Raw genomic sequence first — 25,570 nt, 5'->3', positions numbered from 1 at the left:
TCTTTGAGGACATGACATGACGACGCATCAGGAATGGAAACGTCAGGCCGAACATCTGTCGCTCGATGGCCGCGCGTTCATCGCGGGCGCACGCTGCAACGCGGCATCGAATGAAACGTTCGATACGTTGAATCCGTCGACGGGCAAGGTGCTCGCGCAGATCGCCAGGTGCGAAGCGAAGGACGTGGATCGCGCGGTCGTCGCGGCGCGCGAGTCGTTCGAATCGGGCGTGTGGTCGAAGGCCGCGCCATCGCAGAGAAAGGCCGTCTTGCAGCGTCTCGCGCAACTCATCGACGACAACGCCGAAGAACTCGCGCTGCTCGAAGCGCTCGAAGCAGGCAAGCCGATCAGCGAATGCATGGGTCTCGACATTCCGGAATCGGCGGCGTGCGTTCGCTGGCATGCCGAGGTCACGGACAAGCGTTACGACGCGCTGTCGCCATCGGGGGCGAGCGTCGTGAGCATGATCACGCGCGAGCCGATTGGCGTCGTCGGTGCGGTGCTGCCGTGGAATTTCCCCGCGCTGATGCTCGCGTGGAAGATCGGGCCGGCGCTGTCCGTGGGCAATAGCGTCATCGTGAAGCCCGCGGAGCAGACGTCGCTATCGACGCTGCGTATTGCCGATCTCGCGCTCGAAGCCGGCGTCCCGCCCGGCGTGTTCAGCGTGGTGACGGGCTTCGGCGAAAGCGCGGGGCAGGCGCTCGGCACGCACGCCGATGTCGATCTCATCGCGTTCACGGGTTCCACTGAAACGGGCAAGCGCTTCCTGCGCTATTCCGCCGAAACGAACATGAAGCGCGTCGTGCTCGAATGCGGCGGCAAGAATCCGCAAGTCGTGTTGCCCGATGTCGCCAATCTCGATGCCGTCGCGGAGCAGGCCGTCGCCGCCGCGTTCTGGAACATGGGCGAGAACTGCAGCGCGGGATCGCGCATTCTGGTGCATTCGAGCCACAAGGCCGAACTGCTGCAAAAGATGCAGGCCGTGCTCGAAGGCTGGAAGACGGGCGATCCGCTCGATCCCGATGTCAAGCTCGGCTCGCTCATCGAGGAAGCGCATTACCGCAAGGTGCTCGGCCACATCGAGAAGGCGAAGGCAGAAGGCGCGCGCGTCGCTTGCGGCGGCAACGCGACGCTCGCGGAAACGGGCGGCTGGTTCGTCGAGCCGACCATCTTCGATAACGTCACGCCGGACATGAGCATCGCGCGCGACGAGGTCTTCGGCCCGGTCGTGTGCTTTATCGAATATGCTGACGTCGACGAGGCCGTGCGGATCGCAAACGATACGTGCTACGGACTCGCGGCTTCGCTGTGGACCGACAACGTGAACCAGGCGCACAAAGTGGCGGCGCGCATCCGCGCGGGCACCGTGACCGTCAACTGCTTCGGCGAGGGCGATCTGTCGACGCCGTTCGGCGGCTTCAAGCAGTCCGGTTTCGGCGGACGCGACAAGTCGGTCTACGCGCACGACCAATATTGCGAGCTGAAGACGACCTGGCTGAAGCTCGACTGATTATCGGACGAGGCAACATGCGTATTGGCTTTATCGGCACGGGCACGATCACGGAGGCGGTCGTGACCGGCATGATTCGTTTCGATGTTCCCTTCGAGCGGGTCGCGCTGTCTCCGCGCAACGCGCAGACCGCCGCGCGTCTTGCGAAACTCGACGCGCGCATCGAGGTTTGCGTCAGCAATCAGGGCGTGCTCGATGCATCGGATGTCGTGTGTCTCGCGGTCTTGCCGCAAATCGCGGCAGACGTGCTGGGCGAACTCACGTTCGATGCGCGGCATCACGTCATCAGCTTCATCGCGGCCAAGTCGCTCGATGAGATGCGCGCCCTCGTGCGCCGCGCGGCCAAGGTCGTGCGCGCGATTCCGCTACCCGCTGTTGCGTCGGGCAAGGGCAGCACGGCGCTCTGTCCGCGCGATGACATCGCACGCGCGCTCTTCGCGCCGCTCGGCGAAGCGGTCGAAGTGGACGACGAACACCAGTTCAATGCGTTATCGGCCGCCACCGCGACGATGGCGGCGTTTTTCGCGTTGCTCGAAGAGCAGGCGTCGTGGCTCGCGCGGCAAGGCGTGCCGTATGCGTCCGCGCGTTCGTTTTTGTCGGGCTATCATGTGGGCCTCGCTCATGAAACGACGCTCGATACGCAACCCTTCTCGTCGATGATCGGGCGTGTCAGCACGCCAGGCGGCCTCAACGAGCAGCTCAATCGCGAACTGTCGGAGCGGGGCACCTACGCGCACTACTCGAAGGCGCTCGACGCGATCATGCGCCGCGTGCAAGGGCGCGAGTGAACACGAAGAACAAGCGCTGATCGCGAGCCCTCGAAGGTGAGTCACATGCAGAAGAAACAGCAGTTCGCGGACAGGCTTCTCGCCCAGATGCCGTCGCTGCGCGCGCTTCGGTGCTTCGTCACCGCGGCGCGTTACGAGAGCTTCACGCAAGCCGCCGAAGTGCTGTGCGTCACGCAGGCGGCCGTCAGCCGGCAGATCAAGGAGCTGGAGGACACGCTGGAGGTCGCGCTCTTCGAGCGCACCGGCAGGCACATCGCGCTGACCGACGCCGGCCGCATTCTCTACAACGCGTCGTATCTGTCGATCATGAACATCGCGGAGGCGGCGCAGGCGGTGCGGCGCGTCGACCGGCATGCGCTCACGCTCTGCATCTCTCATACGTTTTCGGCGCTCTGGCTCTCGTTCCGATTACCCGCGTTTCGCCAGCGTTTTCCGAACATCCGCCTGCATGTGATGGTGACCGAGCACTTCATGGAGCTCGACGATCTGATGGAGCCGGATGTCATCATCACGAAGAATCCGCCGCGCGAAGCGGAGTACGAAGTCGAGCCGCTTTTTCACGACATCGTTTATCCGGTATGTAGCGTTCCGTTTTTCGAGCGCTATTTTCATGGCCGTACGCTAAAGCCGCTCGATCTGCTCGCGCATCCGACGCTGAGCCTGTCGCTGCTCGGGCGCGCGCAGGTGTGCGAGCACGTCGACTGGCGCGTGTGGAAAAACTGGTATCAGCAAGGCGACGGTTCCGAGCGGCTCGATCAGCACGACGATTTCGAAAGCAACGACTATCGCCTGCTTGTGGCTCAGGCCGAAGCGGGCGAGGGCACCTTGCTCGGCTGGCATCACCTCGTGCATCGTCAGGTGGAGCAGAAAAAGCTGGTGCGTCCCGTCGACGATGCGCTGGTGTTCCACGATCGTCATCACTACATCATCACGCATCGCAACGCGAAAGCACGCCCGGAATACATTCAGTTTCGCCAATGGCTCGACGAGGAAATCGGCACGATGATGCAGGGATGGCCCGCCGCCGAATCGAAGGCCGTTCTATGAGCGCCGCATGAAACCGGCAACCGAAAAAACGAAGGGTTATCGGCGGCTCATTCCGTCGGTGACGGCGCTGGTGGAGTTCGAGGCCGTCGCGCGGCTCGGCAGCTTCACGCTCGCGGCGCATGAACTGGGCGTTACGCAGGCCGCCGTGAGCCGGCAGGTGCGCTTTCTCGAAGAGACGCTCGGCACGCGGCTATTTCGCCGTCTGCATCGCGCGATCGAACTGACCGACGAAGGCGAGGCGCTGTATCGCGTCGTCGCGGAATCGATGCAGAAGATCGCGAGCGTGTTCGATCGCCTCGCGCGCGGGCCCGTTCAGCAGGAACTCGTGCTCGCGGCGACATCCGCGTTTTCGCATTTTCGACTGCTGCCGCGGCTTGCGTCGCTCAAGGCGTTGCAGCCCGACCTGCAGCTGCGGCTGTCGACGCAGATGTTCACGGCCGACTTGCGGCACAAGGAAATCGACGTCGCCGTGCGCTTCGGCAACGGGCTGTGGCCGGACGGCACGGCGACTTTGCTGTTCGACGAGGAGGTGTTTCCGGTCTGCGCGCCTTCATGGCTCCAAAAGCAGCCCGCGCCCGCGACGCTCGACGAACTGGCTGGCGCGGTGCTCGTCGAGTCGGATTCGACGACCGAAGGCTGGATGGGCTGGGAAGAGTGGTTCCACGCGCTCGGATGCCGGCCGATGCGCCTGAACTTCGCGCTGCGTTGCAGCCTCTATACCGATGCGATCCAGGCCGCGCGCTACGGCCAGGGCGTCGCGCTCGGATGGGGCCGGCTCGTTCAGGATTTTATCGAGAGCGGGGATCTCGTCAGGCTGGAAGTGGCATCGTTCAGGCCGACCGATTCGTACTTCGCCGTGGTGCCGCATGGCCGCGCTTTCACGCCTGCCATCGGCGGTCTGATCGAATGGCTGCGCGACGGCGCGCTCGCATAAACCAAAGTCATGCGACACCGAAAATAAAGCGCATTGACGCTATTTTTCAGCGATCCAATACTCGGAATATGGCGGGACCATTCGAAGTCCCGATACCCTGAACGTTGGAGAGCGACGATGTCCGAAGTGCAAATGAAGACGCATGGCGAACTGATCCGCAGCCGCGAGCCCGGGCATGGCTTGCCCGGCGAGCTGTTCGGACGGCAGGACGTGTTCGAGACGGACGTCGAGGTCTTCTTCCAGAAGCACTGGATGCTGGTCGGCGTGACGGCCGACGTGCCCGAGCCGGGCGATGTGTCGACCGTCGATATCGGCCGTGCTTCGATCATCATCGTTCGGGATGACGACGAGAACATCCGCACTTATCGGAACGTCTGCCGGCATCGCGGCGCGCGCCTGAAGGAACCGGGGAAATCGACCGTCGGCATGCTGGTCTGCCCGTATCACCAATGGACTTACGATCTCGACGGCAGCCTGCGCCACGCCGCGCACATGGGCAAGGATTTCGACGCGAAGTGCCGCAGTTTGTTGCCGGTGCATACGCGGATCGTCGGGACACATATTTTCGTGTGCCTCGCCGACGAGCCGCCGGCGGACATCGCGAAGCTCGAAGACACGATGGCGCCGCGCTTCGCGCCCTACGACCTCACGAACACGAAGATCGCGTTCGAATCGGAGATCATCGAAAACGGCAACTGGAAGCTCGTGATCGAGAACAATCGCGAGTGCTATCACTGCGCCGCGACGCATCCGGAACTCACTGCCTCGTTTTTGCCGGAAGATTTCGGTTTCTGTCCGGAGAATCTCAGCGAAGAATCGCTGCTCGAAATCGAAGCCTATAAAAAACGGAACGCGGCGTGTCAGGCGAGCTGGGAGAACGACGGCTTCACGAGCGCGACCGTCGAATGGCTGGACGAAGATGCGGTCACGCAATTCCGGACGCAACAACTCGTGATCGCGGGCTACGGCGAATCGCAGACGATCAGCACGAAGGTCGCGAGCCAGAAGCTGCTCGGCAATCTGCAGCGCCGCGATCTCGGCGACACGCATCTCTGGACGCACAACTCATGGACGCACGTCATGAGCGATCATGCGGTGATTTCGTACATCATCCCGCTCGCGCCGGATAAAACGCTCGTGCGTTCGAAATGGCTCGTGCACGCGGATGCCGTCGAAGGCGTCGATTATCAGCTTCAGGATCTGACGGAAGTGTGGGTCGCGACGAACGCGCAGGACAAGCATCTCGTCGAAATCACGCACGAAGGCACGCAGGATCCGGCGTATCGGCCAGCGGTGTTCTCGCCGTTCACGGAAAGCTACGTGGAGCAGTTTTCGCGCTGGTATTCGGCGCGCCTGAGCGCGCACGGCGTTTGAACATCAGTGATCCGTGACGAAGGTCGGGTGGCGCGTGCGGATCTCGTCCACCTGACTGAGCGTGCCGGAAAGATGCTTGCGCAACGCGGCATCGGCGGCATCGGCATCGCCTTTTTCGATGGCATCGACGATTTCCGTGTGGTCGCGCACCACGGCCATCGTCTTGCCTTCGACCGGCAGATGCAGCCGCCGCAACCGGTCGATATGCCCGCTGAGTCTGCGCACGAGATCCCACAACTGCGGCACGCCCGCGGCTTCATACATCTGCCGATGAAACGCCTGATCGAGCGCTGAGAACTGCTCGACGTCCTGCGGCTCCATCCATTCCATCTGTTCCGCGATCGTCGCGCGCAGCCGCGCGATCAGCGACGCCTTATGCTCCCGCGCGAGCGTGCGCACGATTTCCAGTTCGATCGAGCGACGCAGAAAGTGCGCCTGCATCGCCGATGCCACGCTGATCTGGCTTACGACCGTCGCGTGCTGCGGAAAAATATCGACCAGTCCTTCTTCGCCGAGCTTCATCAGCGCGTCGCGCACCGGCGTCTGGCTCAGGCCGTAGCGCGTCGCGAGTTCGGTGCGCGACAGCACCGTGCCCGGTTCCAGTTCGAGCGACAGGATCATGTCGCGCAGCCGCTCGAACACCTGCGGCGCGGCATGACGAGAACGGTCCAGGCGATGCACGGAAGCGGAATTATTCATTTCGGATTGAAAGGAAGGCGACTGAAACATTAGTACTATAGCCGCGCCCATGCCCGATGAGTAAGCCGTTGGCGGGTCGGCGTTTACCCGACTGACACATTAATATATTAGTGCTTTACCATTCGGCCATTCCATTAATTTTCGGAACGCCCGACATGACCCGCGATATCGCCATCACCCAGATTCGAATCACGCCGATCGCATTCCGCGATGGTCCGTTGCTCAACGCCGCGGGCATCCACGAACCGTGGGCGTTGCGCGCGATCGTCGAACTGGAGACGAGCGACGGACGCGTCGGCATCTCGGAGACTTACGGCGACGAGCCGATGCTGCGGGTGCTCGATCAGGCGAAGGAGCTCGTTATCGGCCTGTCTCCTTTCGATCTGAATGTGATGGAAGAACGCGTGCGCGCGACGATCACCGCGACGCCCGGCGCGGTCGAATTCGAACTCGCGCCCGGCTCGCACGCCGCGAAAAACGCGCCCAAGGTCATCAGCACGCTCGAAGTGGCGATGCTCGATCTGCAAGGCCAGATCGTCGGCGCGCCGGTCGTGGACTTGCTCGGCGGCAAGGTGCGCGACGCCGTGCCCTACAGCGCGTATCTGTTTTTCAAGTACGCCGAGCACATCGACAAGCCGTATGCGCCCGATGCGTGGGGCGAGGGCATCAGCCCGGAGCAGATCGTCGCGCAGGCGCAGCGCATGATCGACCTCTACGGTTTCCAGAGCATCAAGCTGAAGGGCGGCGTGTTCGAGCCGGCGCATGAAATTGCGTGCATGCAGGCGCTCGCGAAGGCGTTCCCGGGCATGCCGCTGCGTCTCGATCCGAACGCGAACTGGACGCTCGAAACCAGCATCGAGGCCGCGCCGCAGCTCGATGAAATTCTCGAATACTACGAGGATCCGTGCCCCGGCCTCGAAGGCATGGCCGAACTGCAGAAGCACACGAAACTGCCGCTCGCGACCAACATGGTCATCACGACGATGGACGACTTCCGCCGCGGCTGCAACATGGGCTCGATCAAGGTGCTGCTTTCGGATCATCACTACTGGGGCGGCCTGCGCGCCACGCAGACACTCGCGCGCATGGCGAAGCTCTGGGGCTTCGGCATGTCGATGCATTCGAACTCGCACCTCGGCATCAGCCTCATGGCGATGACGCATGTCGCCGCGAGTGTGCCGAACCTCACCTACGCATGCGACACGCATTACCCGTGGCAGGAAGAGGAAGTCATCAAGGGCGGCCGCGTGAAGTTCGATAACGGCGCGGTGCGCGTGCCGACGACGCCCGGTCTCGGTGTCGAGCTCGATCGCGAGAAGCTCGCCGAATTGCACGAGCAGTACAAGACGTGCGGCGTGCGCAATCGCGACGACCTTTCGCAGATGCGCAGATATCAGCCGGAATTCTCAGGCAAGAATCCGCGCTTCTGAGCCATAGAACAACAACACAAGGCATTCAAGGAGACACCCTCATGAGCAGTTCCAGCGCGCTGTCGAGCGCCGTTCGCAAGATCAAGTGGCATGTGCTGCCGCTTTTCGTCGTGATGTTCATCGTCAATTACATCGACCGGGTGAACATCGGATTCGTGCGTCAGCATTTGAGCGCGGACCTCGGCATCGGCGCGGCCGCTTATGGCCTCGGCGCGGGCCTGTTCTTCGTGAGCTATGCCGTGTTCGAAGTGCCGTCGAACATGCTGATGCAGCGCTTCGGCGCGAAAGCGTGGCTCACGCGCATCATGATTACGTGGGGACTCGCGGCCGTGGGCATGGCCTTCGTGCAGGGCGAGACCTCGTTCTATGCGATGCGTCTCTTGCTCGGCGCGGCCGAAGCGGGCTTCTTTCCGGGCGTCGTGTTCTATTTCACGCAATGGCTGCCGCGCGATGAACGCGGCAAGGCGATGGCCGTCTTCCTGAGCGGTTCCGCGCTCGCTTCCGTGTTCTCCGGCCCGATCTCGGGCGGTCTGATGCTGATCGAAGGCGCGGGCCTGCGCGGCTGGCAGTGGATGTTCATCATCGAAGGCATGGCGTCGGTCGTGCTCGCCGGCTTCGTCTGGTTCTGGCTCGATTCGAAGCCGCGCGATGCAAAGTGGCTCACGCGCGCCGAGCAGGACGCGATCGTCACGGAAATCGAAGACGAGCAGCGCCGCCGCGACGCCGCGCATGTGAAGACGCCGTCGTCGTGGAGCCTGATGCGCGATCCGCAGATCCTGATCTTCTGCCTGATCTATTTCTCGGTGTCGCTGACGATCTATGGCGCGACGTTCTGGCTGCCGAGCATCATCCGCAAGATGGGGCACCTGAACGATTTCCAGGTCGGATTGTTCAACTCGATTCCGTGGCTCATTTCCATCGTCGCGATGTATCTGTTCGCGGCGCTCGCGGCGCGCTTCAAGTTTCAGCAGGCATGGGTCGCGTGCGTGTTGCTCATCGCGGCCGCCGGCATGTACGCAGCGGGCCAGGGCAGTCCGGTGTTCTCGTTCGTTGCAATCTGCTTTGCCGCTATCGGGTTCAAGGCTGCATCGTCGCTGTTCTGGCCGATTCCGCAAGGCTATCTCGATGCGCGCATCGCCGCGCCCGTGCTTGCGCTGATCAATTCGATCGGCAATCTCGGCGGCTTCGTCGCGCCGGCCACCTTCGGCTTTCTCGAGCAAAAGACGGGTTCGATTCAGGGCGGCCTGACAGGCCTCGCCGTGATGTCGATTCTCGCTGCGGGCGTCGTGTTCCTCGCTCGCATGACGCCTCGCGAAGGGCGCGACGTCGCTGCGCTGCGGCCGGGCGTGCAGAAGTAAGGGAGGCATACAAACTGCTGGCCGTCTTCGATCGGTACATCGATCGGAGACGACAATGGCGACGAATCAGCGCCACAGACTGGGCGAATGGCTCCCGCGCGAAGAGCAGGCGATCGCGCGCTTTCGCGAGACATTCGCCGAGTACGCCCGGCAGCGCGCGGGCAGAACGAAACGCAACAGCGTCATCGAAGAGATGGCGGCTTTCATCCACGACGATCCGGTCGTGCGCATGGACTTCACGCGCGCGATCCGTCAGGCGCATGAAGCCGGATTCAAGCTCGGTTATGCGAGCATCGACGAATTCATCGTATTGCTCGATGCGATGCTGACGTACGCGCCGCCGTTCAGCGAATCGAGCCTGATCCATTGCCCCATCAACGCATTGCTAGACTGGCCGATGGTCATGCCGTCGGGCTATGCGCTCTTTCGCGATCCCGCATTCAACGCGCATCTGAAGCGCGTGCTGAACGTGTGGTCCGGCTTTCTCAGCGGACCGTATTCGCGCACGCATCTGAACACCGACGCGCCCGATGGCTGGTTCAGCAAAGAGGCCGATAGCAAGATCGGACTGCACCAGTTTCTCTGCGATCCGCATAAGCCGTATTGGGGCTTCGCGTCGTGGAATCATTTCTTCACGCGCGAATTCAAGCCTGGCGCGCGGCCTGTTGCAGAGCCGGATAACGCCAAGATCATCGTCAGTGCGTGCGAGGCTTCGCCCTATAACGTCCAGGACGATGTGCAACTGGAAGACTCGTTCTGGATCAAGTCGCAGCCTTATTCGCTGATGGACATGTTCACGGCGAAAGAAGCGGAACTCGCGAAGCGATTCGTCGGTGGCACGGTGTATCAGGCCTTTCTAAGCGCGTTTTTCTATCATCGCTGGCATGCGCCGGTGAGCGGCACGATCGTGAAGGCATATCTCGTCGACGGCACCTACTTCTCGGATGCCGACTCGGAAGGCGAAGATCCCGGCAGCCTCAACGATTCGCAAGGCTATATCACTGCGGTCGCGGCGCGCGCGGTCATCGTCATCGATTGCGACGATCCGGACATCGGCGAGGTTGCGTGCGTGTTCGTCGGCATGGCGGAAGTGTCGTCATGCATGATCGAGGCGTTGCCGGGCCAGCGCGTGCGCAAGGGCGAAGAGCTCGGCTACTTCCAATACGGAGGTTCCACGTATTGCCTCGTCTTCAGGCCCGGCGTGATCGAAAGCTTCGAGCGGCAGAAGCCATTCGATGACGATGCGCCGCCCGTGCAGGTCAACACGCATCTTTGCACGGCGCGCTGAATTGCGGCCAGGGAACTGCGCTCGCTTAAGCAATCAGAAAGGAACGGCAATTGCTCGCGCATCAGGCAAATACATGCAGATAAACGCACAACGCGCGAGGCAAAGACATGGCCGAATCAGACAATGCCGTTCGCAAGAACGACGCTTATCCCTATTCGTCGGGCGGATGGGGTTCGCTCAAAGCCGTCACCGGCGCGCTCGTTCACGAGAAGGTGCCGCTCAAGGCGAGCACCGTGCTCATGAAGCAGAACAAGCCCGAAGGCTTCGCGTGCGTGAGCTGTTCGTGGGCCAAGCCCGCCGATCCGCACACCTTCGAGTTCTGTGAAAGCGGCGCGAAAGCAACCGCATGGGATCTGACGGCGAAGCGCATGACGCCGCAGTTCTTCGAGCTTCATACGGTGACGCAGCTATGCGCGTGGCATGACCACGATCTCGAGGACGCGGGTCGTCTCACCGCGCCGCTGCGTTACGACGCGGCCACCGACAAGTACGTGAGCGTCTCGTGGCAGGAAGCCTTCGAGGACATCGGCCGCGAACTGCGCGCGCTCGATCCGAAAAGCGTCGTGTTCTATGCATCGGGCAGAGCATCGCTGGAAACGTCGTACATGTATCAGCTTTTCGCGCGCATGTACGGCACCAACAATCTGCCCGACAGTTCGAACATGTGCCATGAAAGCACGAGCGTCGGACTGAAGGAAGCGATCGGCGTGGGCGTCGGCACCGTCAGGCTCGAGGACTTCGAGAAGACCGACCTCATGTTCTTCCTCGGACAGAACGTCGGGACCAACAGCCCGCGCATGCTGCATCAGCTGCAGGAAGCAAGAAAGCGCGGCGTGCCGATCATCACGTTCAATCCGCTGCGCGAGCCGGGACTGCTGAAGTTCGCCAACCCGCAGTCGCCCGTCGAGATGATGACGCCCGCGCATACGCTCATCAGCACGCAATATCATCAGCTGAAAACGGGCGGCGATACCGCTGCGTTGCTCGGCATCTGCAAGGCCGTCATTCACGCCGACGACCGCGCGAAGGAAGCGAACGAACCGCGCGTGCTCGATGTCGATTTCATCGAAACGCATACCGTGGGCTTCGAAGCCTTCGCGAATTACGTGCGCGCTGCATCGTGGGACGATATCGAGCGCGTGGCGGGACTGCCGCGCGCTGACATGGAAGCCGCCGCCGACGAATACATGCGCGCGAACGCAGTGATGGCCCACTACGGCATGGGCATCACGCAGCACAGGCAGGGCGTGCAGAACGTACGCATGCTGTGCAATCTGCTCTTTCTGCGCGGCAATGTCGGCAAGCCGGGCGCGGGACCGTCGCCGGTGCGCGGGCATTCGAACGTGCAGGGGCAGCGCACTGTCGGCATCACCGAGAAGCCGGAGCTCGCGCCGCTCGACAAGCTCGCGAGCCAGTTCGGTTTCGAGCCGCCGCGCGAGAAGGGCATGAATATCGTCGAAGCGTTCGAAGCGATGCTCGATGGCAAGGTCAGCGCGGTCATCAATCTTGGCGGCAACCTCGTGCGTTCGGTGCCCGACCGCATGCGCATCGAACCGGCGTGGCGCGGTCTGAAGCTCACCGTCAATGTCGCGACAAAGCTCAATCGCAGTCATCTCGTGCATGGCGAGAAGTCGTACATTCTGCCGTGTCTGAGCCGCATCGAGATCGATACGCAAGCGAGCGGCGCGCAGGCTGTCACGATGGAAGACAGCACCGGCTGCATTCACGGTTCGCGCGGCGTCGCGGAGCCCGCGTCGCCGGATGCGCGCTCGGAGCCGTATATCGTCGCGGAACTGGCGAAGCATACGCTCGGCGAGCGATCGACCATCGACTGGGATCGCTGGCGCAACGACTATGCGCTGGTACGCGATGAAATCGCGAAGACGTATCCCGAGAGCTTTCACGACTTCAACGAAAGAATGTGGACGCCCGGCGGTTTTCCTCGCGCTCTGCCCGCGCGCGAACGCAAGTGGCAGACGAAGAGCGGCAAGGCGGAATTCTTCGTGCCGGAAACGCTCGGCGAAGACCCGGACATGCCCGAACGCGAACCCGATTCGCTGCGCCTCATGACGCTGCGCAGCGACAGTCAGTTCAACACGACGATCTATAGTCACGACGATCGCTTTCGCGGCGTCAAGGGCGATCGCATGGTGATCTTCATGTGCGAAGCCGACATGGCGCGACACGGCCTGAAGAAAGATGACCGCATCACGCTGCGCACCATTGCCGACGATGGTTTCGATCGGCGTGTGGCGGGCCTGCGCATACATCCGTATGACATACCGGAAGGATGCATCGCGGGTTATTACCCCGAGTGCAATCCGTTGCTCCCGCTATGGCATTGCGCGAAGGAAAGCAAGGTGCCGGGCGCGAAGTCGATTCCGGTGTTCATCGTCGAAGTCAACGGCGCGCCGCGCGAACACTGAATCATGCAGATCGACGGATGCGGCGCGCGGAAGCGGGCCGCAAGCAATGCGCGATCGCAAGCGCGCCAAGGGACATCACGGCGAGCGATGCGAGCGGAAACGTTCCGAACGTATTCGCCGCAATCGCAGACGGACGACTCTGTGCGACGAGTTGCATGCGGCGCTTTGTCATGCGCGCACCAAGTTCCGACAACTGCGAAGCGAGCGCGCGTTCGGCAGTGGGCAGCAAGACGGTTTCCTCATCGGCGACGTGGTGCATCACTTCACGCATGAGCTGCATGAAACGCGCGTCGTAGGCGGCGTCCTGCGGACCCATCGCGCGCAGCTTCGCGATGTCTTCGCGCATCTGGTCGTGCTCGGGCTTGCTTTTGGCGAGACGCTCGTCGCCTGCCATTGCCTCGCTCAACGCGGGATAAAAGATTTCTTCCTCCAGTTGCGCGTGAATTTCAAGTGCAGTACACGCAAGCTCGACGATCGCGCGCTTTCTCCACCACGATGTCTCCGCGTGATAGCGATGAAACGCCGCCATGACATGCGTGTGATCCGTGCGGATCATCGTCGTGATGGAAGGGGAACAGGAAGGCATATCCACGGTGACTCCTTGGCGGCTTTGCAGCTCTGCTGTGGTGGTGGGGAAAGACGCGTTATCGTGCTCGCTCCGGCACGACATGCGATCAGCAAGCGTTATTCCGCATCGCATGCGCGGCGGTAGCGGCACGGGACTTGCATCGTTCGTGAACTCACTTCTGAAGGAGGGGCCATGAGTATTTTTTCCAATATCCTGAACAAGATCTTCCACCACGACAGCGCACCGGCGAGCACCGGCACGGGCACGGCTGCGGGTCAGGCGGCAGCGCCGGCCGGAGGCGCTGCGGCCGCGCCGACGACGTCCACCGCCGCGTCCACGCCCGCACAACCGGCCGCACAAGCCGCCGCGCCGATGCAGGAAGTGGACGTCGAGGCCGTGCTGACGAAGATGCAGGCGAATCACGGCGAGCAGCTCAACTGGCGCACGTCGATCGTCGATCTGATGAAGCTGCTCGGTCTGGACAGCAGCCTGTCCGCGCGCAAGGAACTGGCTGCGGAACTGCACTACTCGGGCAACACGGAAGATTCCGCTGCAATGAATATCTGGCTTCATAAGCAGGTCATGCAGAAGCTCGCGGAAAACGGCGGCAAGGTGCCGGACGAACTCAAGTAAGCGACGCTTTTCATCAGACGGAAGACGCGCGCGATGGCAGGTCGAAGCGTGCGTCGTCCGCCAGACGGTCGAAACAACAAGAAAAAAACGATACGGACGACGCATTTCCGGGAAGGCACGACGCGTCCATCGAAAGGCACGGTAGCTCGAACCTTTCTTTTGCAGTATGCAGGGGAGAAACATGAACGACAGAGACCAGATTTCCGACGCGGCGCCGCTGGACACGGTGCCCAACACGTCCAGCCCGGCCTATGCGAACGCACATCCCGTCACTCGCGCGTTCGATGCTTTCGCAAGCGCAGTCACGAGATGGGCCGGCTCGCCGGTCGCGTTCGGGCTGGCGGTCATTTGCATCGTGGTCTGGCTGATATCCGGACCGCTATTCAAGTTTTCGGACGGGTGGCAACTCGTCATCAACACGGGCACGACCATCATCACGTTTCTGATGGTGTTCCTGATTCAGCAGAGCGCGAACAAGGACAGCGTGGCGATGCATCTGAAGCTCAACGAGTTGCTCGCGTCGCATCGCACGGCGAGCAATCAGCTGATCGGTATCGAAGATGCAACGGAGGAAGAACTGCGCAAGCTGGCCGCCGCTTATTTGCAACTCGCATCGGAAAAGCAGGGCGGCGAAGCTCCGGCGCGGACCGACGACGGCGCGGCCGCCGACATCGCGCGGCGTCTCGCGCGCGCTCACGCCAAGACCGCGGCCAAGCGGACACGATGAAGTTGCGTTGCGCTGGCATGCACACTGCTGTTGGTCATCCGTAACACTCCGTTTCGACAAAAACTCGCCGGAGAAGTAACGATGACAATTCAGAGAAAAATCGCCAACTGGCGCAGGGTCGGCCATTTCTGCACGAGACGCCTCGTCGACTACGGCGAGTTGATTCCGATCGAACTCGCTGAAACCAAGAAGCGCGTGCTGCATGAAGTCGTCGCACTCGTCGCGCTCGCGATCGGCGCGCTGTTCACGCTGTCGTTCGTATCGATCGCGGTGATCGTGACGGCTGTCGGCACGCCGCATCTCGTGCTGACGGCGTGGTGCGTCGCGGCTGCGTGGCTCGCGGTTGCGGTGATCGCGGTCATCGTGATGATGTCGCGCAAGCCGGCCGAGCCGTTCCAGTTGCTGCGCAGCGAGTTGCGCCGCGACGTCGATGCCATCAAGGAGGCGACGCAATGAAGCACGCCGAAGCTCAGAGCGTCGTGCTCGCGCGCATGGCGGAATCGCGCGCGGAGCTGATCGCCGCGCATATGGCCGACGAACCGATGCGAATCGCACGTGCGCCGCGCCGCGCACTGCCGGCAAGCGCCCGTCCCGCGCCATGGTTTCTGCGCACGCCCAATGCGGAACTCGTCGCGCTCGCGCTGGTGGGTGTCGCGATTCTTGGCTTGCGTCGCACGGTGCAGACGGCGGTTGGCGCGGGATTGAGCGCGTCGACTCACCGGGCGTTCGGCGATCTGCTCAACGCGCTGCGCGAATGATCGTTCGCGGATTAATGGTGTTCAACGCCGCGCGCGCCGCTTCTTCGGCTTGCGCGGCGGCGTGAGCGCGGCCGTCAAAAGAGTCGACGCTCGCCGTTTCGCTTGCGTGGTCGCGCGGCCGCGCGTCGCCCCGATGACCGCGTTCGCACCGGAAAGCCACATGCTGAGGAAAGGGTTCTTCTTCGCCCAGGGGTTTTTCATGATTCGGCTCCGGTGCGCGCTCAAGAGCGTCAATGCAGGCGCATCGTGTTATCGCCTGCGTCCTTCGGGATTTTCGCTTCGAGCTGTTCCTTGCGCTGCATCAGCTTGCTGCCGAGCGCGTCCAGATCGGCTCCGGACTTGCGCAATTTCGGAAACAGTTCCGATTCTTCTTCTTCGATATGGTGATTCACCATTTCGGACAGCACCTTGAACGTGGCGTCGAAACCCTTGTCGGACGGCTTCAGCTGCGTGAACTTCTCGATCAGCACCTTGACGAGATAGTGCTCGACGTAAGCCTCTTCGACATCGGGCCGGTCGTCTTCGTCCAGCGCTTCCTGCGCGGCCGGGTACAACAACTCTTCTTCGATCATCGCGTGAACCGTCAGTTCTTCGCAGGCGCGGCGCACGAGCGTGGCTTTCGCGTCGAGATCGTCTTTCTCCGCTTTCTCGAACGCGTCGAACAGCTTTTGCACGGCGCGATGATCGTCGGTCAGCACCTGAATCGCGTCCTGGCTGCGGGCGGCGCCGGACGGGGCGGTGGTCGTCGGCTGGGTGGAGGGTTGGCGCGGCATCGTGAACTCCTTTTCGGAATGTGGGGTGTCACGATAACGAGCAAAGAGCGGGCCTACGACGCATCGCGGGCGATGAAACCAAAAATCGGAACGATGCGTTCAGGCCGCGGGTTTGGCCAGCGTGCCGCGTTCCACGACGGACGCATCGAGCACGAGCTCGTTGTCGCCGTCCTTGCCGTCGATCAGCGCCATGAGATGCCGCGCGGCGCGCGTGCCGATCTCCAGCGACGGAACGCGTACCGTCGTGAGCGGCGGCTGGGTGAGCCGCGCCTGTTCGATATCGTCGAAGCCCGTTACCGAAAGATCGTCGGGAACCCGAATGCCCTTCGCGCGGCATTCGTCCAGCAGACCGATTGCCTGTAGATCGGTGCCGCAGATGACCACGCTGGGCCGCGCTTCGCCGTCCCACAGTTCGCGCAGCGCCTGCCTGCCGCCTTCAAAGGTGAACGGCGCTTCGACGATCCATTCGGGTCTCAGATCCAATCCCGCTTCCCTGAGCGCGGCGCGCGTGCCGGCCTGCCGTGCGCGCACGCGTTCGTTGCCGAAGGTCGAGCCGCCGCACATCGCCACATGCCGATGCCCGAATCCGACGATGCGTTTCGCCAGCCGGTAAGCCGCGTCGAAATTGGAAAAACCCACGCAATGCGGATACTGCGTTTCATCCACCGACCACGTCAGAACATAAGGCAACGCGTACAGGCGCGTGAGTTCGAAAACTTCAGGCGGATGATCGGTGCCGACGAGCACGAGCCCGTCGACGCCGCGTTCCAGAATCGCACGGAGCAATTCGAGTTCGCGCGCCGGTTTGTATTCGTGACTCGCGATCAGCAACTGATACCCATAACCCCAAAGCGTCTGCTGAAGCGCCTGAATCGAATCGGCGTAAATGGGGTTGTTGAGCGTGGGATAGATGGCCGCGACCGTGCGCGTCTTGCGCGAGGCAAGCGCCTGCGCCGCGCCGTTGCGCACGTAGCCGAGCTGTTCGACCGCGCGCTGCACATTGGCGAGCGTTTGCGGCTTGACCTGATCCGGCACGGACAACGCGCGCGACGCGCTGCCGAGCGAGACGCCCGCCAGCCGCGCGACATCCGCGAGCGTAGCGCGCGTGGGTTTCATGATGGGCTGCGCGCGCGTCCATAGGCATCGGCGCGGGCGATGCCTTCGATCAGCCGCGCAGCCGTCAGCGGCGGCGACATGTGCCGGCTATAGCGCGTGGCGAGCGTGGCGTTTGCGATGAGCGTTTGCTGTGCCGATGTAAGCGGGGCGTGCTGCCCCAGTTCTGCGAGCGTGAGCGGCAATCCGGTTGCGGTCATGAGCGTGGCCAACGGTTCGATCTCTTCGGGCGATGTATCTTCGACGAACAATTGTACAAGCGTGCCGAAGGCGACCAGTTCGCCGTGCATCATCGAGGCCATCGCGGGAATCGCCGTGAGTCCGCGGATCAGCGCATGCGCGAGCGACAGGCCGCCGCTCTCGAAGCCGACGCCGCTCAACAGCACGGTCGCTTCGATCACGCGTTCGACGGCATCGGTGAGTTCGCCGCGCCGGATGTCGGCGTAGGCGCGCGCGCCGTCTTCGAGCAGGATCGCGAGCGTCGCGCGCGTGAGCAGCAGCGCGCCCGGCAGCGGCGGCGTGCCGTACGAGTTCAGGCCATCGGCGCGTTGGCATTGCGCGGCTTCGTACTTCTTGCTGAGCGCATCGCCGATGCCGGCCGCGAAGAGACGCGCGGGCGCGGCGGCGATCAGCGCGGTATCGACGATCACCGCGTCCGGATTGCGCGGCAACATGTCGATGCCCGCGACGCGATGCGCGTCGTCGTACAGGATGATGAGGCGGCTCGTCGGCGCATCGCTCGAAGCGGCGGACGGCGCGATCACGATCGGCACGTTCAGCGCCCGGGCGACGCCTTTCGCCGAGTCGATCGTCTTGCCGCCGCCGATGGCCACGACGGCATCCGCGTTGAGTTCGCGCGCATCGTCGCTCAGCTTCGCGATGACCGCGGCCGTGCATTCGCCGGGAAACGTGACGATGTGCGCGTCTTCGATCGATCGCGTGACTTGCACCGACACGCGAGCGATGACCGCGGCATCGACGAGCACGAACGCGCGTCGCGCGCCGAGTTCCGCGAGCGTCGATCCGAGCGCGGACAACGCGCCCGGCCCTTGCGTGTATCGCCCCGGAAAGCCGATGGTTCTCAACGGCGCGTGCGTCGTCATGTCATCAGCCATCCGCCGGCCACGTCGATCACCTGGCCGGTGACGAACGCGGCTTCATCGGATGTGAGGAACAGGCACGTCGATGCCACTTCGTCGGGCGCGCCGAGCCGCCGCAACGGCGTTTCTTGCGCGACCTTTTCGTTGGCCTCCCGCGCGACGCCGCGAACGAGCGGCGTATCGATGCGCCCCGGCGCGATCGCGTTCACCGTGATGCCGTGCGGCCCGAGCTCCCCCGCGAGATGCCGCGTCATGCCGATCAGCGCGGCTTTCGTCGTGCTGTAATGCGCGGCGACGATGTCGAGGTACGCCTTGCCCGCCACCGACGACATCGACACGATGCGTCCGAAGCGCCGCTCCACCATACCCGGCGCAAGAATGCGGCAGAAGTTGAAGACGCTGTTCACGTTCACGTCCATCACGCGGCGCCATTCGTCGGGCGACATCTGCCAGACGGGCATCGGCTTGCCCGCGTGTTTCGGCGAAATGCCCGCGTTGTTGACGAGCGTATCGACCGGACCGAGCGCGGCCTCGATCGCACGGCACGCGGCTTCGCACGCGGCGAAATCGCCGACGTCGGCATGGGCGAAATGCACGCGCAGGCCCGCATCGGCGAGACGTCTTGCGAGCGCCGCGCCTGTTTCTTCGTTGACATCGACGATGCCGACGGCCGCGCCATCGCGCGCATAGCGCTCGACGAGCGCCTCGCCGATGCCGCCGCTGCCGCCCGTCACCAGGACCACACGCTTGTCGTGCCGCACGTTATTGGTCTCCCACTTTTAGCATGATTTTGCCGATATGCCTGCTCGATTCCATCAGCGCGTGCGCGGCCGCGACGTCGGCGAGCGGCAGCACGCGATGAATCACGGGCAGCGCGCGGCCCGCTTCGAGCAGCGGCCAGACGTGCGCGTGCAGCGCTTTCGCGATCGCCGCTTTCTGTTCGATGCTGCGCGCGCGCAGAGTCGATCCGGTAAAGGTGAGACGGCGCAGCATGATCGGCATGGCATCCAGTTCGATGCGGCTGCCTTCGAGAAACGCGATCTGCACGAGCCGGCCTTCGAGCGCGAGCGCGCGGATATTGCGCGCGATGTAGTCGCCGCCGACCATGTCGAGGATGATGTCGACGCCTTTTCCATCGGTGAGAGTCGCGATGGCATCGACGAAATCTTCGTCGCGATAGTTGATCGTATGATCCGCGCCCGCTTCGCGACAGGCCTGCGCTTTTTCCGCATTGCCGACGGTCGTGATGACGCGCGCGCCGAATGCGTGCGCGAGCTGGATCGCCGTCAGTCCGATGCCGCTCGATCCGCCGTGCACGAGAAACGTTTCGCCCGCCTGCAGGCGGCCGCGCTCGAACACGTTGGTCCAGACGGTGAAGTACGTTTCGGGCAAGGCCGCGGCCTGCAGCAGCGTGAAACCTTTCGGCAGCGGCAGACAATGCGATGCATCCGTGATGCAGTATTGCGCGTAGCCGCCGCCGGGCACGAGCGCGCAGACTTCATCGCCGGCGCGCCATTGCGTGACCTCCGCGCCCGTTGCGACGATGCGCCCCGACACCTCGAGTCCCAGATGCGGCGATGCGCCCGGCGGCGGCGGATACGAACCCGAGCGTTGCAGCACGTCGGGACGGTTCACGCCTGCGTAGGCGACTTCGATCAACACGTCGTTCGGGCCGGGCGAGGGCAGCGGTCCCTGCGCGAGCCGCATGCAGTCGGGCGCGCCGCCCGCGCCGTGGTCGACGTATTGCATCGATGCGGGAAGAGTGGATGTCATGGCGTTCATCGGATGATGGATTCGATGTAATCGGCGGGCAGACCGATCGACGTATAGTGCCGGCGCGCCGCCTCGATCTTCGTGAAGACGTCTTCGTAACCCTGCGCGACGCCTTGCGGATCGACATAGGTATAGCCGCCCGTGACATGGAACCAGGTAATCATCTCGGGCACGTCTTCGGGCACGAAGAGCGTGTGCGTTTCGCCCGCGGGCTCGAACGCATAGCCGCCTTGCTCCGCGACCCAGTCGTGTTCGAGGTAGTACCAGCGGCCCTTGAGCACCATCGCATGAACGGCGCCGCTATGACGATGCCGCGAGATCACGCCGCTGCGGCGCACGCGCAGCAGATTCACGTAATAGCCCTGGCTCGCGTTGAGAATGAGCGGCTTGAACGACACGGTTTCGGTCGCGGGCACCCACAGGTTGTCGTCTTCGAGCCAGTCGGTCATGACGCCGCCGTGCACGAGATCCTTCGACATGTACGGCACTTGCGGCAACTGATAGGCGATGACTTGTTCGTCGGGTTTCACTTCGGTTTGCATGAGTTTTAATCTCCGTGGTTTCTGGATGCGATGCGCCGGTTCGCTGAATCAATGACCGAGATAGGCGCGCCGCACGTGGGGACTATCGAGCAATTCTGCGCCCGTTCCGGAAAGCGCGATGGCGCCGTTTTCGAGCACGTATCCGCGGTTCGCGAGCTTGAGCGTATGGAACACGTTCTGTTCGACGAGCAGCACCGTCACGCCGCGCGCCGCGACCGTGCCGACGACTTCGAACATCTGCTCGACGAGCAAGGGCGAAAGACCGAGCGACGGTTCGTCGAAGATCAGGAGCTTCGGCGCGGACATCATGCCGCGCGCGATGGCGACCATCTGCTGCTCGCCGCCCGACAGCGATCCGGCAAGTTGCGTGAGACGCTCGCGCACGCGCGGAAAGAGCTCGAGCACTTCGTCCATGCGTTCGCGCCGCGCGCTTCGTGCGGCGTGACGAAACGCGCCCATCAGCAGGTTCTCTTCGACGTTCAGGAACGGGAAGAGCTGACGGCCTTCGGGAATCATCGTGACGCCCATCGCGACGATGTCGTGCGAGGACTTGCCGACGAGTTCCTGTCCCTGAAACGTGATGCTGCCGCCGCGCGCCGCGACGATTCCGCATAGCGTCTTCAGCGTCGTGGTCTTGCCCGCGCCGTTCGCGCCGACGAGCGTGACGATCTCGCCTTCCTGCACATCGAGCGAGACGCCGCGCAGAACTTCGCTCTTGCCGTAGCCGGCCGAGACGTTATGCAGCTTGAGCATCGAGATACCCCTTGCCGAGATAGGCCTGAATCACCTCAGGATCGTTGACGACATCGGACGGCTTGCCTTCCTTCAGCATGCGCCCGGCATTGATGACGATGATGCGGTCCGACAGCGCCATCGTCGCCTGCATCATGTGCTCGATCATCAGCACGGCGATTCCTGAATCGCGGATGCGCCGCACCATGTTGATCGCGCGCGCGATGTCGGCGGGATTGAGACCGGCCATCACTTCGTCGAGCAGAAGCGCGCGCGGGCGCGTGGCGAGCGCGCGCGCCACTTCGAGACGCTTCATGCCGCCGACCGTGAGGCTGCGCGCTTCGGCATCGAGCAAGGACGTGAGATCGGTGATCTCCGCGACTTCGCGTGCGATCGATTCCGCTTCGACGCGGACCCGCGTATGCATGAACGCGCCGAGCATGATGTTCTCCAGCACCGAGAGACCCGCGAACGGCTGCGCGATCTGGAAAGTACGGCCGACGCCGTCCTTCGCGAACGCATCGGGCGTGCGCGGTTCGGCCCAGGTGCCATCGGCGAGGCGAATCTTCACGATGCCTTCGTTCGGCCGGATGAAGCCCGAAAGCTGATTGAAGACCGTCGTCTTGCCCGCGCCGTTCGGGCCGATCACACCGAGAATCTCGCCGGCGTGCAGCGTGAGGGAAACATCGTCGGTCGCGACGAGTCCGCCGAAGCGCTTCTTCAGATGCTCCGCGACGAGCAGCGGCGTGCCGAGCGGCAACGCATCGGCGGGCGCGATCGACTTCGCCCGTGCGGGCGGCGGCGTGCGCGCGCCGGGCAGACGGTCGATGAAGCGCAGCACGAAGCCGCCCAGATGCCCGACGAGTCCGCGCGGAATGAACAGCACGACGAGCACCAACACGACACCGTAGACGAAGCCGTGCGTGCCGCTGCCGAACGAGCTGAGCCAGCCGCGCGCAAGCTCGGCGATCGGCAGCACGAGGACGGTGCCCGCCAGCGGCCCGGCGACGCTGCCGAGTCCGCCGATCAGCGCGAACATCGCGATCTGCACCGACAGTTCCAGCGAGAACGCCGCGGACGGATCGATGAAGGTGAGATACATCGCGTGGAAAGAGCCGATGAGACTCGTCAGCACCGCCGAGATCACCGCCGCGCCGATCTTCACCTTCACCGCGTTCACGCCGACCGCGCGCGCCGCATCTTCACGTTCGCGCACGGCGATCAGATAGAAGCCGAAGCGCGAGCGGCGGATGAGCCACGCGGCCCACAACGTCACCAGAAGAAAGCCGAACGCGATCAGCAGATACGCCCACTTTTCGCGGAACACCATCCATTGCAGGCCGATGTTGAGCGGCACGTTCAGGCCCGCCGAGCCGCCCGTCCAGCTTTCCTCGTGCACCGTGAGCAGGCGGCACACTTCGAGGAACGCGATCGTGGCGAGCGCGAAGAACGGTCCGCGCAGACGCAGCGTCGGATACGCGATGACGATCGCCGCCATCGCCGAGATCACCGCGCCCGCGAACATGCCGAGCCACGGCGTGATGCCGAAGTTGATGACGAGCAGCGTCGCCGCGTACGAGCCGATGCCGTAGAACACCGCGTGTCCGAGCGACAATTGTCCGGCGAATCCGCCGACGATATTCCACGCCGTCGCGAGCGCGCCGAAGATGCACACGAGCACGGCCAGGTGAAACGCGAACGGCGATTGCAGCGCGAACGGCACGGCGAGCAGCGCGACGAGCGCCAGCGCGCCCATGTAGCCGCGCGGATGCAGGAGATTGGGAAACATCGAATGCCTCGCTGAACGTTATTCGGAGCCGCGTCCGAGACCGAAGAGACCGGTCGGGCGCACCACGAGAATCACGAGGAAGATCGCGAAGTAGACGACTTCCTTCATGTCGGGCGAGATGTAGTAGCCCGCGAGACTGTCGATGAGCCCGATCACGATCGAGCCGACGAGCGCGCCCGGCAAGCTGCCGAGACCGCCCAGCACGACGATGACGAACGCGGTCAGCACGAAGTACTGGCCGACGGTCGGGAACACCGGATACTGCGCGACCAGCAAGCCCGACGCGAGCCCGACCAGCGCCGCGCCGATGCCGAACGCGAGCACGTACGTCGTCTTCACGTTGACGCCCATCAGCGAGGCCGCGTAGCGATGCTGCGCCACCGCGCGAAACGCGCGACCTGTGTAGGTGCGTTGCAGGAACAGATGCAGCCCGCCCGCGACCGCGAGCGCGGCGGCAAACGTGATCAGTTGCCCGCTCACGATGTTGATGTCGCCGAACTGCAGATGCTCGGTGCCGAAGCTCACATCGACGGGATGCACGTCCGCGCCGAAGATCATCAGCGCGAGATTCACGAGCGCGGTCGACACGCCGACGGTCGCGAAAATCTGAATGTGCGCGTCGGCGGAAAGCAGCGGCTGGATGATGAAGCGCTGGATCAGCACGCCGAATGCGAAGAGCAGCAGCGCGACCGGCACCGCCGACACATACGGATGCCAGCCGAGCTTCGCGGCGAGCAGCCAGACGGCGTACATGCCGACCATCAGCAGCTCGCCGTGCGCGAAGTTGACCACGCGCACGACGCCGAAGATCAGCGTGAGGCCGATGCTGATGATCGCGTACGCGCCGCCCAGCAACAGGCCGTTGACCAGAAGTTGCAGAAGAATGGACATGCTCGTTTCCTGGACACCGCGCAGCGCGTGTCACGCGCCGCACGGTTCGAGTGAAAGAGAAATGCGGGTCGACAGCGGCGGTTTTACTGCGCCGCGACGGGCTTCGCGATCGCGACCGCTTCCGGATAGACGGTGACGAGCTTGCCGCCTTGCCACTGCATCACGTTGGTGGTCGCGAGCTGGTTCTGGCCGTTGTCGGCGAACTGGAAGCCCCAGCCAGCGGCGGTCGTGCCCGTCGGCTTCTTGTAGGCGAGCACGGCGGCGCGGATCTTGTCCTTGTCGGTGGATTTCGCGTTGGCGAGCACATCGAGGAACGCTTTCGCGCCGACATAGTTCACGAGGCTATGGCCCGAGCGCGGCGCCATGCCGAAGTGCTTCTGATATTCGGCGGTGAATGTTTCGAGGCCGGGTGCGCCTTTCTCGTTCATCGCGACTTGCGGGAAGTCGATGTCATATACGCCGTTCATTTGCGCGCCGACGGCCTTGGCCGTATCCGAGAGCGAGTAGCCGCCGCCCGCGCCGATGACCGCCTTCGGCTTGAAGCCGGCCTGCGCGGCCTGGCGGAAGAACAGGATCGAGTCGTTCTGATACGAGGTCTGCAACACGATATCGACGTCCGCGCCCTTCAGACGCAAAATCAGCGACGACAGATCGACGCTCTTCGCCGAATATGGCAACACCTGCACGACGTTCAGACCGAGCTTCTTCGCGCCTTCCTTCTGAAAGCCGGAGACGAGCGTGCCGTACGGCCCGTCTTCCGCGATGATCGCGATCTTCAGCGTCTTCGGATCCACCTTGAGTTGCGGCGCGACGACCTTGGTCAGCGCTTCGAGCGTGCCGTCCGCGAAGGTCTTCGTGGTCGAGTTGCTGCGATACAGATACTTGAAGCCGCGGCTCGTGATGGTGTCCGCCGTCGCGCCGAGTTCGAAGAACGGCACGCCCGCGAGCTCGGTCACTTGCGTCGCCGCCGACGACACCGCCGACGAATAACTTCCGAACACCGCCGACACGTTTTCCACCGACGTCAGACGCCGCGCTTCGCCGACGGCCTGATTGGCATCGACGGCATCGGCCTTGACGAGCACCACTTTCTCGCCGTTGATGCCGCCCGCCGCGTTGCGCTCGTCGACGGCGAGTTGCACGCCGCGATAGCTTTCGTCGCCGAGCAGCGCGAGTCCGCCGCTGAAGGGGAAGAGCGCGCCGATCTTGATGTCGGCGGCGTGCGCGGCAGTGAGACTCGATGCTGCGACGCACGCGGCGGCGAGCGCGCGCAGGACAGTGCGGGGAAAGTGCGAGGACATGCGGTGTCTCCTTGTA

At 63.4% G+C, this 25,570-nt stretch carries 26 protein-coding genes; 13 read left to right on the top strand and 13 right to left on the bottom strand.

All coding sequences use genetic code 11. The features are described 5' to 3' along the window. The first annotated feature begins 16 nt into the window (after positions 1 to 16). The 5 genes from NCS67_RS22345 to NCS67_RS22325 all read left to right on the top strand — a co-directional run bounded on the left by NCS67_RS22345 (position 17) and on the right by NCS67_RS22325 (position 5,653). Positions 17 to 1,510, top strand: coding sequence for an aldehyde dehydrogenase (locus NCS67_RS22345; RefSeq protein WP_250436624.1), 1,494 nt, complete (start codon positions 17 to 19; stop codon positions 1,508 to 1,510). Positions 1,511 to 1,527: 17 nt separating this feature from the next. Then, positions 1,528 to 2,298, top strand: a complete 771-nt coding sequence (locus NCS67_RS22340; protein WP_008348239.1) for a pyrroline-5-carboxylate reductase — start codon at positions 1,528 to 1,530, stop codon at positions 2,296 to 2,298. A 45-nt stretch (positions 2,299 to 2,343) separates the two neighbouring features. After that, positions 2,344 to 3,345 carry a LysR family transcriptional regulator gene (locus NCS67_RS22335; RefSeq protein ID WP_250436621.1) on the top strand — a complete coding sequence of 334 codons (1,002 nt, stop codon included), beginning with the start codon at positions 2,344 to 2,346 and terminating at the stop codon, positions 3,343 to 3,345. A gap of 7 nt (positions 3,346 to 3,352) precedes the next feature. Then, positions 3,353 to 4,279 (top strand): LysR substrate-binding domain-containing protein, encoded by a 927-nt coding sequence (locus NCS67_RS22330; RefSeq protein WP_008348236.1) that lies wholly within the window; start codon positions 3,353 to 3,355, stop codon positions 4,277 to 4,279. A gap of 117 nt (positions 4,280 to 4,396) precedes the next feature. After that, the gene (locus NCS67_RS22325; protein WP_250436619.1) at positions 4,397 to 5,653 is read left to right on the top strand and encodes an aromatic ring-hydroxylating oxygenase subunit alpha; all 1,257 of its coding nucleotides are present in this window, start codon (positions 4,397 to 4,399) and stop codon (positions 5,651 to 5,653) included. A 3-nt stretch (positions 5,654 to 5,656) separates the two neighbouring features. Here NCS67_RS22325 and NCS67_RS22320 read toward each other — a convergent pair whose 3' ends face one another. Then, the gene (locus tag NCS67_RS22320; RefSeq protein WP_033536277.1) at positions 5,657 to 6,352 is read right to left on the bottom strand and encodes a GntR family transcriptional regulator; all 696 of its coding nucleotides are present in this window, start codon (positions 6,350 to 6,352) and stop codon (positions 5,657 to 5,659) included. A gap of 155 nt (positions 6,353 to 6,507) precedes the next feature. Here NCS67_RS22320 and NCS67_RS22315 point away from each other — a divergent pair, with 155 nt between their 5' ends. From NCS67_RS22315 to NCS67_RS22300, 4 genes are all read left to right on the top strand, one after another. Continuing rightward, entirely contained in the window at positions 6,508 to 7,782 is a 1,275-nt protein-coding gene (locus NCS67_RS22315; RefSeq protein WP_250436617.1) for a glucarate dehydratase family protein, read from the top strand. A gap of 41 nt (positions 7,783 to 7,823) precedes the next feature. Then, the gene (locus NCS67_RS22310; RefSeq protein WP_250436614.1) at positions 7,824 to 9,140 is read left to right on the top strand and encodes an MFS transporter; all 1,317 of its coding nucleotides are present in this window, start codon (positions 7,824 to 7,826) and stop codon (positions 9,138 to 9,140) included. 55 nt (positions 9,141 to 9,195) lie between these two features. Then, entirely contained in the window at positions 9,196 to 10,428 is a 1,233-nt protein-coding gene (locus NCS67_RS22305; RefSeq protein WP_250436612.1) for a phosphatidylserine decarboxylase family protein, read from the top strand. 107 nt (positions 10,429 to 10,535) lie between these two features. Further along, the gene (locus NCS67_RS22300) at positions 10,536 to 12,854 is read left to right on the top strand and encodes an FdhF/YdeP family oxidoreductase (protein WP_175981004.1); all 2,319 of its coding nucleotides are present in this window, start codon (positions 10,536 to 10,538) and stop codon (positions 12,852 to 12,854) included. Position 12,855: 1 nt separating this feature from the next. On the opposite strand, the gene NCS67_RS22295 is transcribed toward NCS67_RS22300, so the two are convergent. Then, entirely contained in the window at positions 12,856 to 13,440 is a 585-nt protein-coding gene (locus NCS67_RS22295) for a hemerythrin domain-containing protein (RefSeq protein WP_250436609.1), read from the bottom strand. A 174-nt stretch (positions 13,441 to 13,614) separates the two neighbouring features. Here NCS67_RS22295 and NCS67_RS22290 point away from each other — a divergent pair, with 174 nt between their 5' ends. The 4 genes from NCS67_RS22290 to NCS67_RS22275 all read left to right on the top strand — a co-directional run bounded on the left by NCS67_RS22290 (position 13,615) and on the right by NCS67_RS22275 (position 15,540). Further along, a complete protein-coding gene (locus tag NCS67_RS22290) occupies positions 13,615 to 14,055 on the top strand; it encodes a DUF3597 domain-containing protein (RefSeq protein ID WP_034470889.1) in 441 nt (146 codons plus the stop codon). A 181-nt stretch (positions 14,056 to 14,236) separates the two neighbouring features. Further along, positions 14,237 to 14,782 (top strand): low affinity iron permease family protein, encoded by a 546-nt coding sequence (locus NCS67_RS22285; RefSeq protein WP_008348216.1) that lies wholly within the window; start codon positions 14,237 to 14,239, stop codon positions 14,780 to 14,782. 81 nt (positions 14,783 to 14,863) lie between these two features. Continuing rightward, the gene (locus NCS67_RS22280; protein WP_008348214.1) at positions 14,864 to 15,238 is read left to right on the top strand and encodes a phage holin family protein; all 375 of its coding nucleotides are present in this window, start codon (positions 14,864 to 14,866) and stop codon (positions 15,236 to 15,238) included. Further along, positions 15,235 to 15,540, top strand: a complete 306-nt coding sequence (locus NCS67_RS22275; RefSeq protein ID WP_175981002.1) for a hypothetical protein — start codon at positions 15,235 to 15,237, stop codon at positions 15,538 to 15,540. Before NCS67_RS22280 ends, NCS67_RS22275 begins: the two co-directional genes overlap by 4 nt. 21 nt (positions 15,541 to 15,561) lie before the next feature. Here the strand turns inward: NCS67_RS22275 and NCS67_RS22270 are convergent, their stop codons facing one another. The 11 genes from NCS67_RS22270 to NCS67_RS22220 all read right to left on the bottom strand — a co-directional run bounded on the left by NCS67_RS22270 (position 15,562) and on the right by NCS67_RS22220 (position 25,554). Continuing rightward, positions 15,562 to 15,741, bottom strand: a complete 180-nt coding sequence (locus NCS67_RS22270) for a hypothetical protein (RefSeq protein WP_250436606.1) — start codon at positions 15,739 to 15,741, stop codon at positions 15,562 to 15,564. Between the two features lie 29 nt (positions 15,742 to 15,770). Then, positions 15,771 to 16,313 carry a hemerythrin domain-containing protein gene (locus NCS67_RS22265; protein ID WP_250436603.1) on the bottom strand — a complete coding sequence of 181 codons (543 nt, stop codon included), beginning with the start codon at positions 16,311 to 16,313 and terminating at the stop codon, positions 15,771 to 15,773. Positions 16,314 to 16,412: 99 nt separating this feature from the next. After that, complete coding sequence (locus tag NCS67_RS22260; protein ID WP_250436599.1) at positions 16,413 to 17,429, bottom strand: LacI family DNA-binding transcriptional regulator; 1,017 nt, start codon at positions 17,427 to 17,429, stop codon at positions 16,413 to 16,415. Next, complete coding sequence (locus NCS67_RS22255) at positions 17,426 to 18,529, bottom strand: glycerol dehydrogenase (RefSeq protein ID WP_250436597.1); 1,104 nt, start codon at positions 18,527 to 18,529, stop codon at positions 17,426 to 17,428. Before NCS67_RS22255 ends, NCS67_RS22260 begins: the two co-directional genes overlap by 4 nt. Continuing rightward, the gene (locus tag NCS67_RS22250; RefSeq protein WP_239294834.1) at positions 18,526 to 19,287 is read right to left on the bottom strand and encodes an SDR family oxidoreductase; all 762 of its coding nucleotides are present in this window, start codon (positions 19,285 to 19,287) and stop codon (positions 18,526 to 18,528) included. The genes NCS67_RS22255 and NCS67_RS22250 overlap by 4 nt, the downstream gene beginning before the upstream one ends. 1 nt (position 19,288) lies before the next feature. Continuing rightward, positions 19,289 to 20,308, bottom strand: a complete 1,020-nt coding sequence (locus NCS67_RS22245) for an NAD(P)H-quinone oxidoreductase (protein WP_250436595.1) — start codon at positions 20,306 to 20,308, stop codon at positions 19,289 to 19,291. Then, a complete protein-coding gene (locus tag NCS67_RS22240; protein WP_175980992.1) occupies positions 20,305 to 20,841 on the bottom strand; it encodes a 2,4'-dihydroxyacetophenone dioxygenase family protein in 537 nt (178 codons plus the stop codon). The genes NCS67_RS22245 and NCS67_RS22240 overlap by 4 nt, the downstream gene beginning before the upstream one ends. 48 nt (positions 20,842 to 20,889) lie before the next feature. Beyond that, the gene (locus NCS67_RS22235) at positions 20,890 to 21,594 is read right to left on the bottom strand and encodes an ABC transporter ATP-binding protein (protein ID WP_250436592.1); all 705 of its coding nucleotides are present in this window, start codon (positions 21,592 to 21,594) and stop codon (positions 20,890 to 20,892) included. Continuing rightward, positions 21,578 to 23,362 carry a branched-chain amino acid ABC transporter ATP-binding protein/permease gene (locus NCS67_RS22230; protein ID WP_250436590.1) on the bottom strand — a complete coding sequence of 595 codons (1,785 nt, stop codon included), beginning with the start codon at positions 23,360 to 23,362 and terminating at the stop codon, positions 21,578 to 21,580. Before NCS67_RS22230 ends, NCS67_RS22235 begins: the two co-directional genes overlap by 17 nt. 18 nt (positions 23,363 to 23,380) lie before the next feature. Next, positions 23,381 to 24,253 (bottom strand): branched-chain amino acid ABC transporter permease, encoded by an 873-nt coding sequence (locus NCS67_RS22225; RefSeq protein WP_034470891.1) that lies wholly within the window; start codon positions 24,251 to 24,253, stop codon positions 23,381 to 23,383. Between the two features lie 83 nt (positions 24,254 to 24,336). Beyond that, positions 24,337 to 25,554, bottom strand: coding sequence for an ABC transporter substrate-binding protein (locus tag NCS67_RS22220; protein WP_051996429.1), 1,218 nt, complete (start codon positions 25,552 to 25,554; stop codon positions 24,337 to 24,339). Positions 25,555 to 25,570 lie beyond the last annotated feature (16 nt).

It is taken from the genome of Caballeronia sp. ATUFL_F2_KS9A (genome assembly GCF_023630765.1).
Classification (GTDB): domain Bacteria; phylum Pseudomonadota; class Gammaproteobacteria; order Burkholderiales; family Burkholderiaceae; genus Caballeronia; species Caballeronia zhejiangensis.
This window is presented reverse-complemented; position numbering and strand designations above follow the sequence as displayed.

What these genes read in the sequence shown, in the direction of transcription:
- NCS67_RS22345 (WP_250436624.1), top strand. Translation starts at nt 17, where the DNA reads ATGACGACGCATCAGGAATGGAAACGTCAGGCCGAACATCTGTCGCTC.
- NCS67_RS22340 (WP_008348239.1), top strand. Translation starts at nt 1,528, where the DNA reads ATGCGTATTGGCTTTATCGGCACGGGCACGATCACGGAGGCGGTCGTG.
- NCS67_RS22335 (WP_250436621.1), top strand. Translation starts at nt 2,344, where the DNA reads ATGCAGAAGAAACAGCAGTTCGCGGACAGGCTTCTCGCCCAGATGCCG.
- NCS67_RS22330 (WP_008348236.1), top strand. Translation starts at nt 3,353, where the DNA reads ATGAAACCGGCAACCGAAAAAACGAAGGGTTATCGGCGGCTCATTCCG.
- NCS67_RS22325 (WP_250436619.1), top strand. Translation starts at nt 4,397, where the DNA reads ATGTCCGAAGTGCAAATGAAGACGCATGGCGAACTGATCCGCAGCCGC.
- NCS67_RS22320 (WP_033536277.1), bottom strand. Translation starts at nt 6,352, where the DNA reads ATGAATAATTCCGCTTCCGTGCATCGCCTGGACCGTTCTCGTCATGCC.
- NCS67_RS22315 (WP_250436617.1), top strand. Translation starts at nt 6,508, where the DNA reads ATGACCCGCGATATCGCCATCACCCAGATTCGAATCACGCCGATCGCA.
- NCS67_RS22310 (WP_250436614.1), top strand. Translation starts at nt 7,824, where the DNA reads ATGAGCAGTTCCAGCGCGCTGTCGAGCGCCGTTCGCAAGATCAAGTGG.
- NCS67_RS22305 (WP_250436612.1), top strand. Translation starts at nt 9,196, where the DNA reads ATGGCGACGAATCAGCGCCACAGACTGGGCGAATGGCTCCCGCGCGAA.
- NCS67_RS22300 (WP_175981004.1), top strand. Translation starts at nt 10,536, where the DNA reads ATGGCCGAATCAGACAATGCCGTTCGCAAGAACGACGCTTATCCCTAT.
- NCS67_RS22295 (WP_250436609.1), bottom strand. Translation starts at nt 13,440, where the DNA reads ATGCCTTCCTGTTCCCCTTCCATCACGACGATGATCCGCACGGATCAC.
- NCS67_RS22290 (WP_034470889.1), top strand. Translation starts at nt 13,615, where the DNA reads ATGAGTATTTTTTCCAATATCCTGAACAAGATCTTCCACCACGACAGC.
- NCS67_RS22285 (WP_008348216.1), top strand. Translation starts at nt 14,237, where the DNA reads ATGAACGACAGAGACCAGATTTCCGACGCGGCGCCGCTGGACACGGTG.
- NCS67_RS22280 (WP_008348214.1), top strand. Translation starts at nt 14,864, where the DNA reads ATGACAATTCAGAGAAAAATCGCCAACTGGCGCAGGGTCGGCCATTTC.
- NCS67_RS22275 (WP_175981002.1), top strand. Translation starts at nt 15,235, where the DNA reads ATGAAGCACGCCGAAGCTCAGAGCGTCGTGCTCGCGCGCATGGCGGAA.
- NCS67_RS22270 (WP_250436606.1), bottom strand. Translation starts at nt 15,741, where the DNA reads ATGAAAAACCCCTGGGCGAAGAAGAACCCTTTCCTCAGCATGTGGCTT.
- NCS67_RS22265 (WP_250436603.1), bottom strand. Translation starts at nt 16,313, where the DNA reads ATGCCGCGCCAACCCTCCACCCAGCCGACGACCACCGCCCCGTCCGGC.
- NCS67_RS22260 (WP_250436599.1), bottom strand. Translation starts at nt 17,429, where the DNA reads ATGAAACCCACGCGCGCTACGCTCGCGGATGTCGCGCGGCTGGCGGGC.
- NCS67_RS22255 (WP_250436597.1), bottom strand. Translation starts at nt 18,529, where the DNA reads ATGACGACGCACGCGCCGTTGAGAACCATCGGCTTTCCGGGGCGATAC.
- NCS67_RS22245 (WP_250436595.1), bottom strand. Translation starts at nt 20,308, where the DNA reads ATGAACGCCATGACATCCACTCTTCCCGCATCGATGCAATACGTCGAC.
- NCS67_RS22240 (WP_175980992.1), bottom strand. Translation starts at nt 20,841, where the DNA reads ATGCAAACCGAAGTGAAACCCGACGAACAAGTCATCGCCTATCAGTTG.
- NCS67_RS22235 (WP_250436592.1), bottom strand. Translation starts at nt 21,594, where the DNA reads ATGCTCAAGCTGCATAACGTCTCGGCCGGCTACGGCAAGAGCGAAGTT.
- NCS67_RS22230 (WP_250436590.1), bottom strand. Translation starts at nt 23,362, where the DNA reads ATGTTTCCCAATCTCCTGCATCCGCGCGGCTACATGGGCGCGCTGGCG.
- NCS67_RS22225 (WP_034470891.1), bottom strand. Translation starts at nt 24,253, where the DNA reads ATGTCCATTCTTCTGCAACTTCTGGTCAACGGCCTGTTGCTGGGCGGC.
- NCS67_RS22220 (WP_051996429.1), bottom strand. Translation starts at nt 25,554, where the DNA reads ATGTCCTCGCACTTTCCCCGCACTGTCCTGCGCGCGCTCGCCGCCGCG.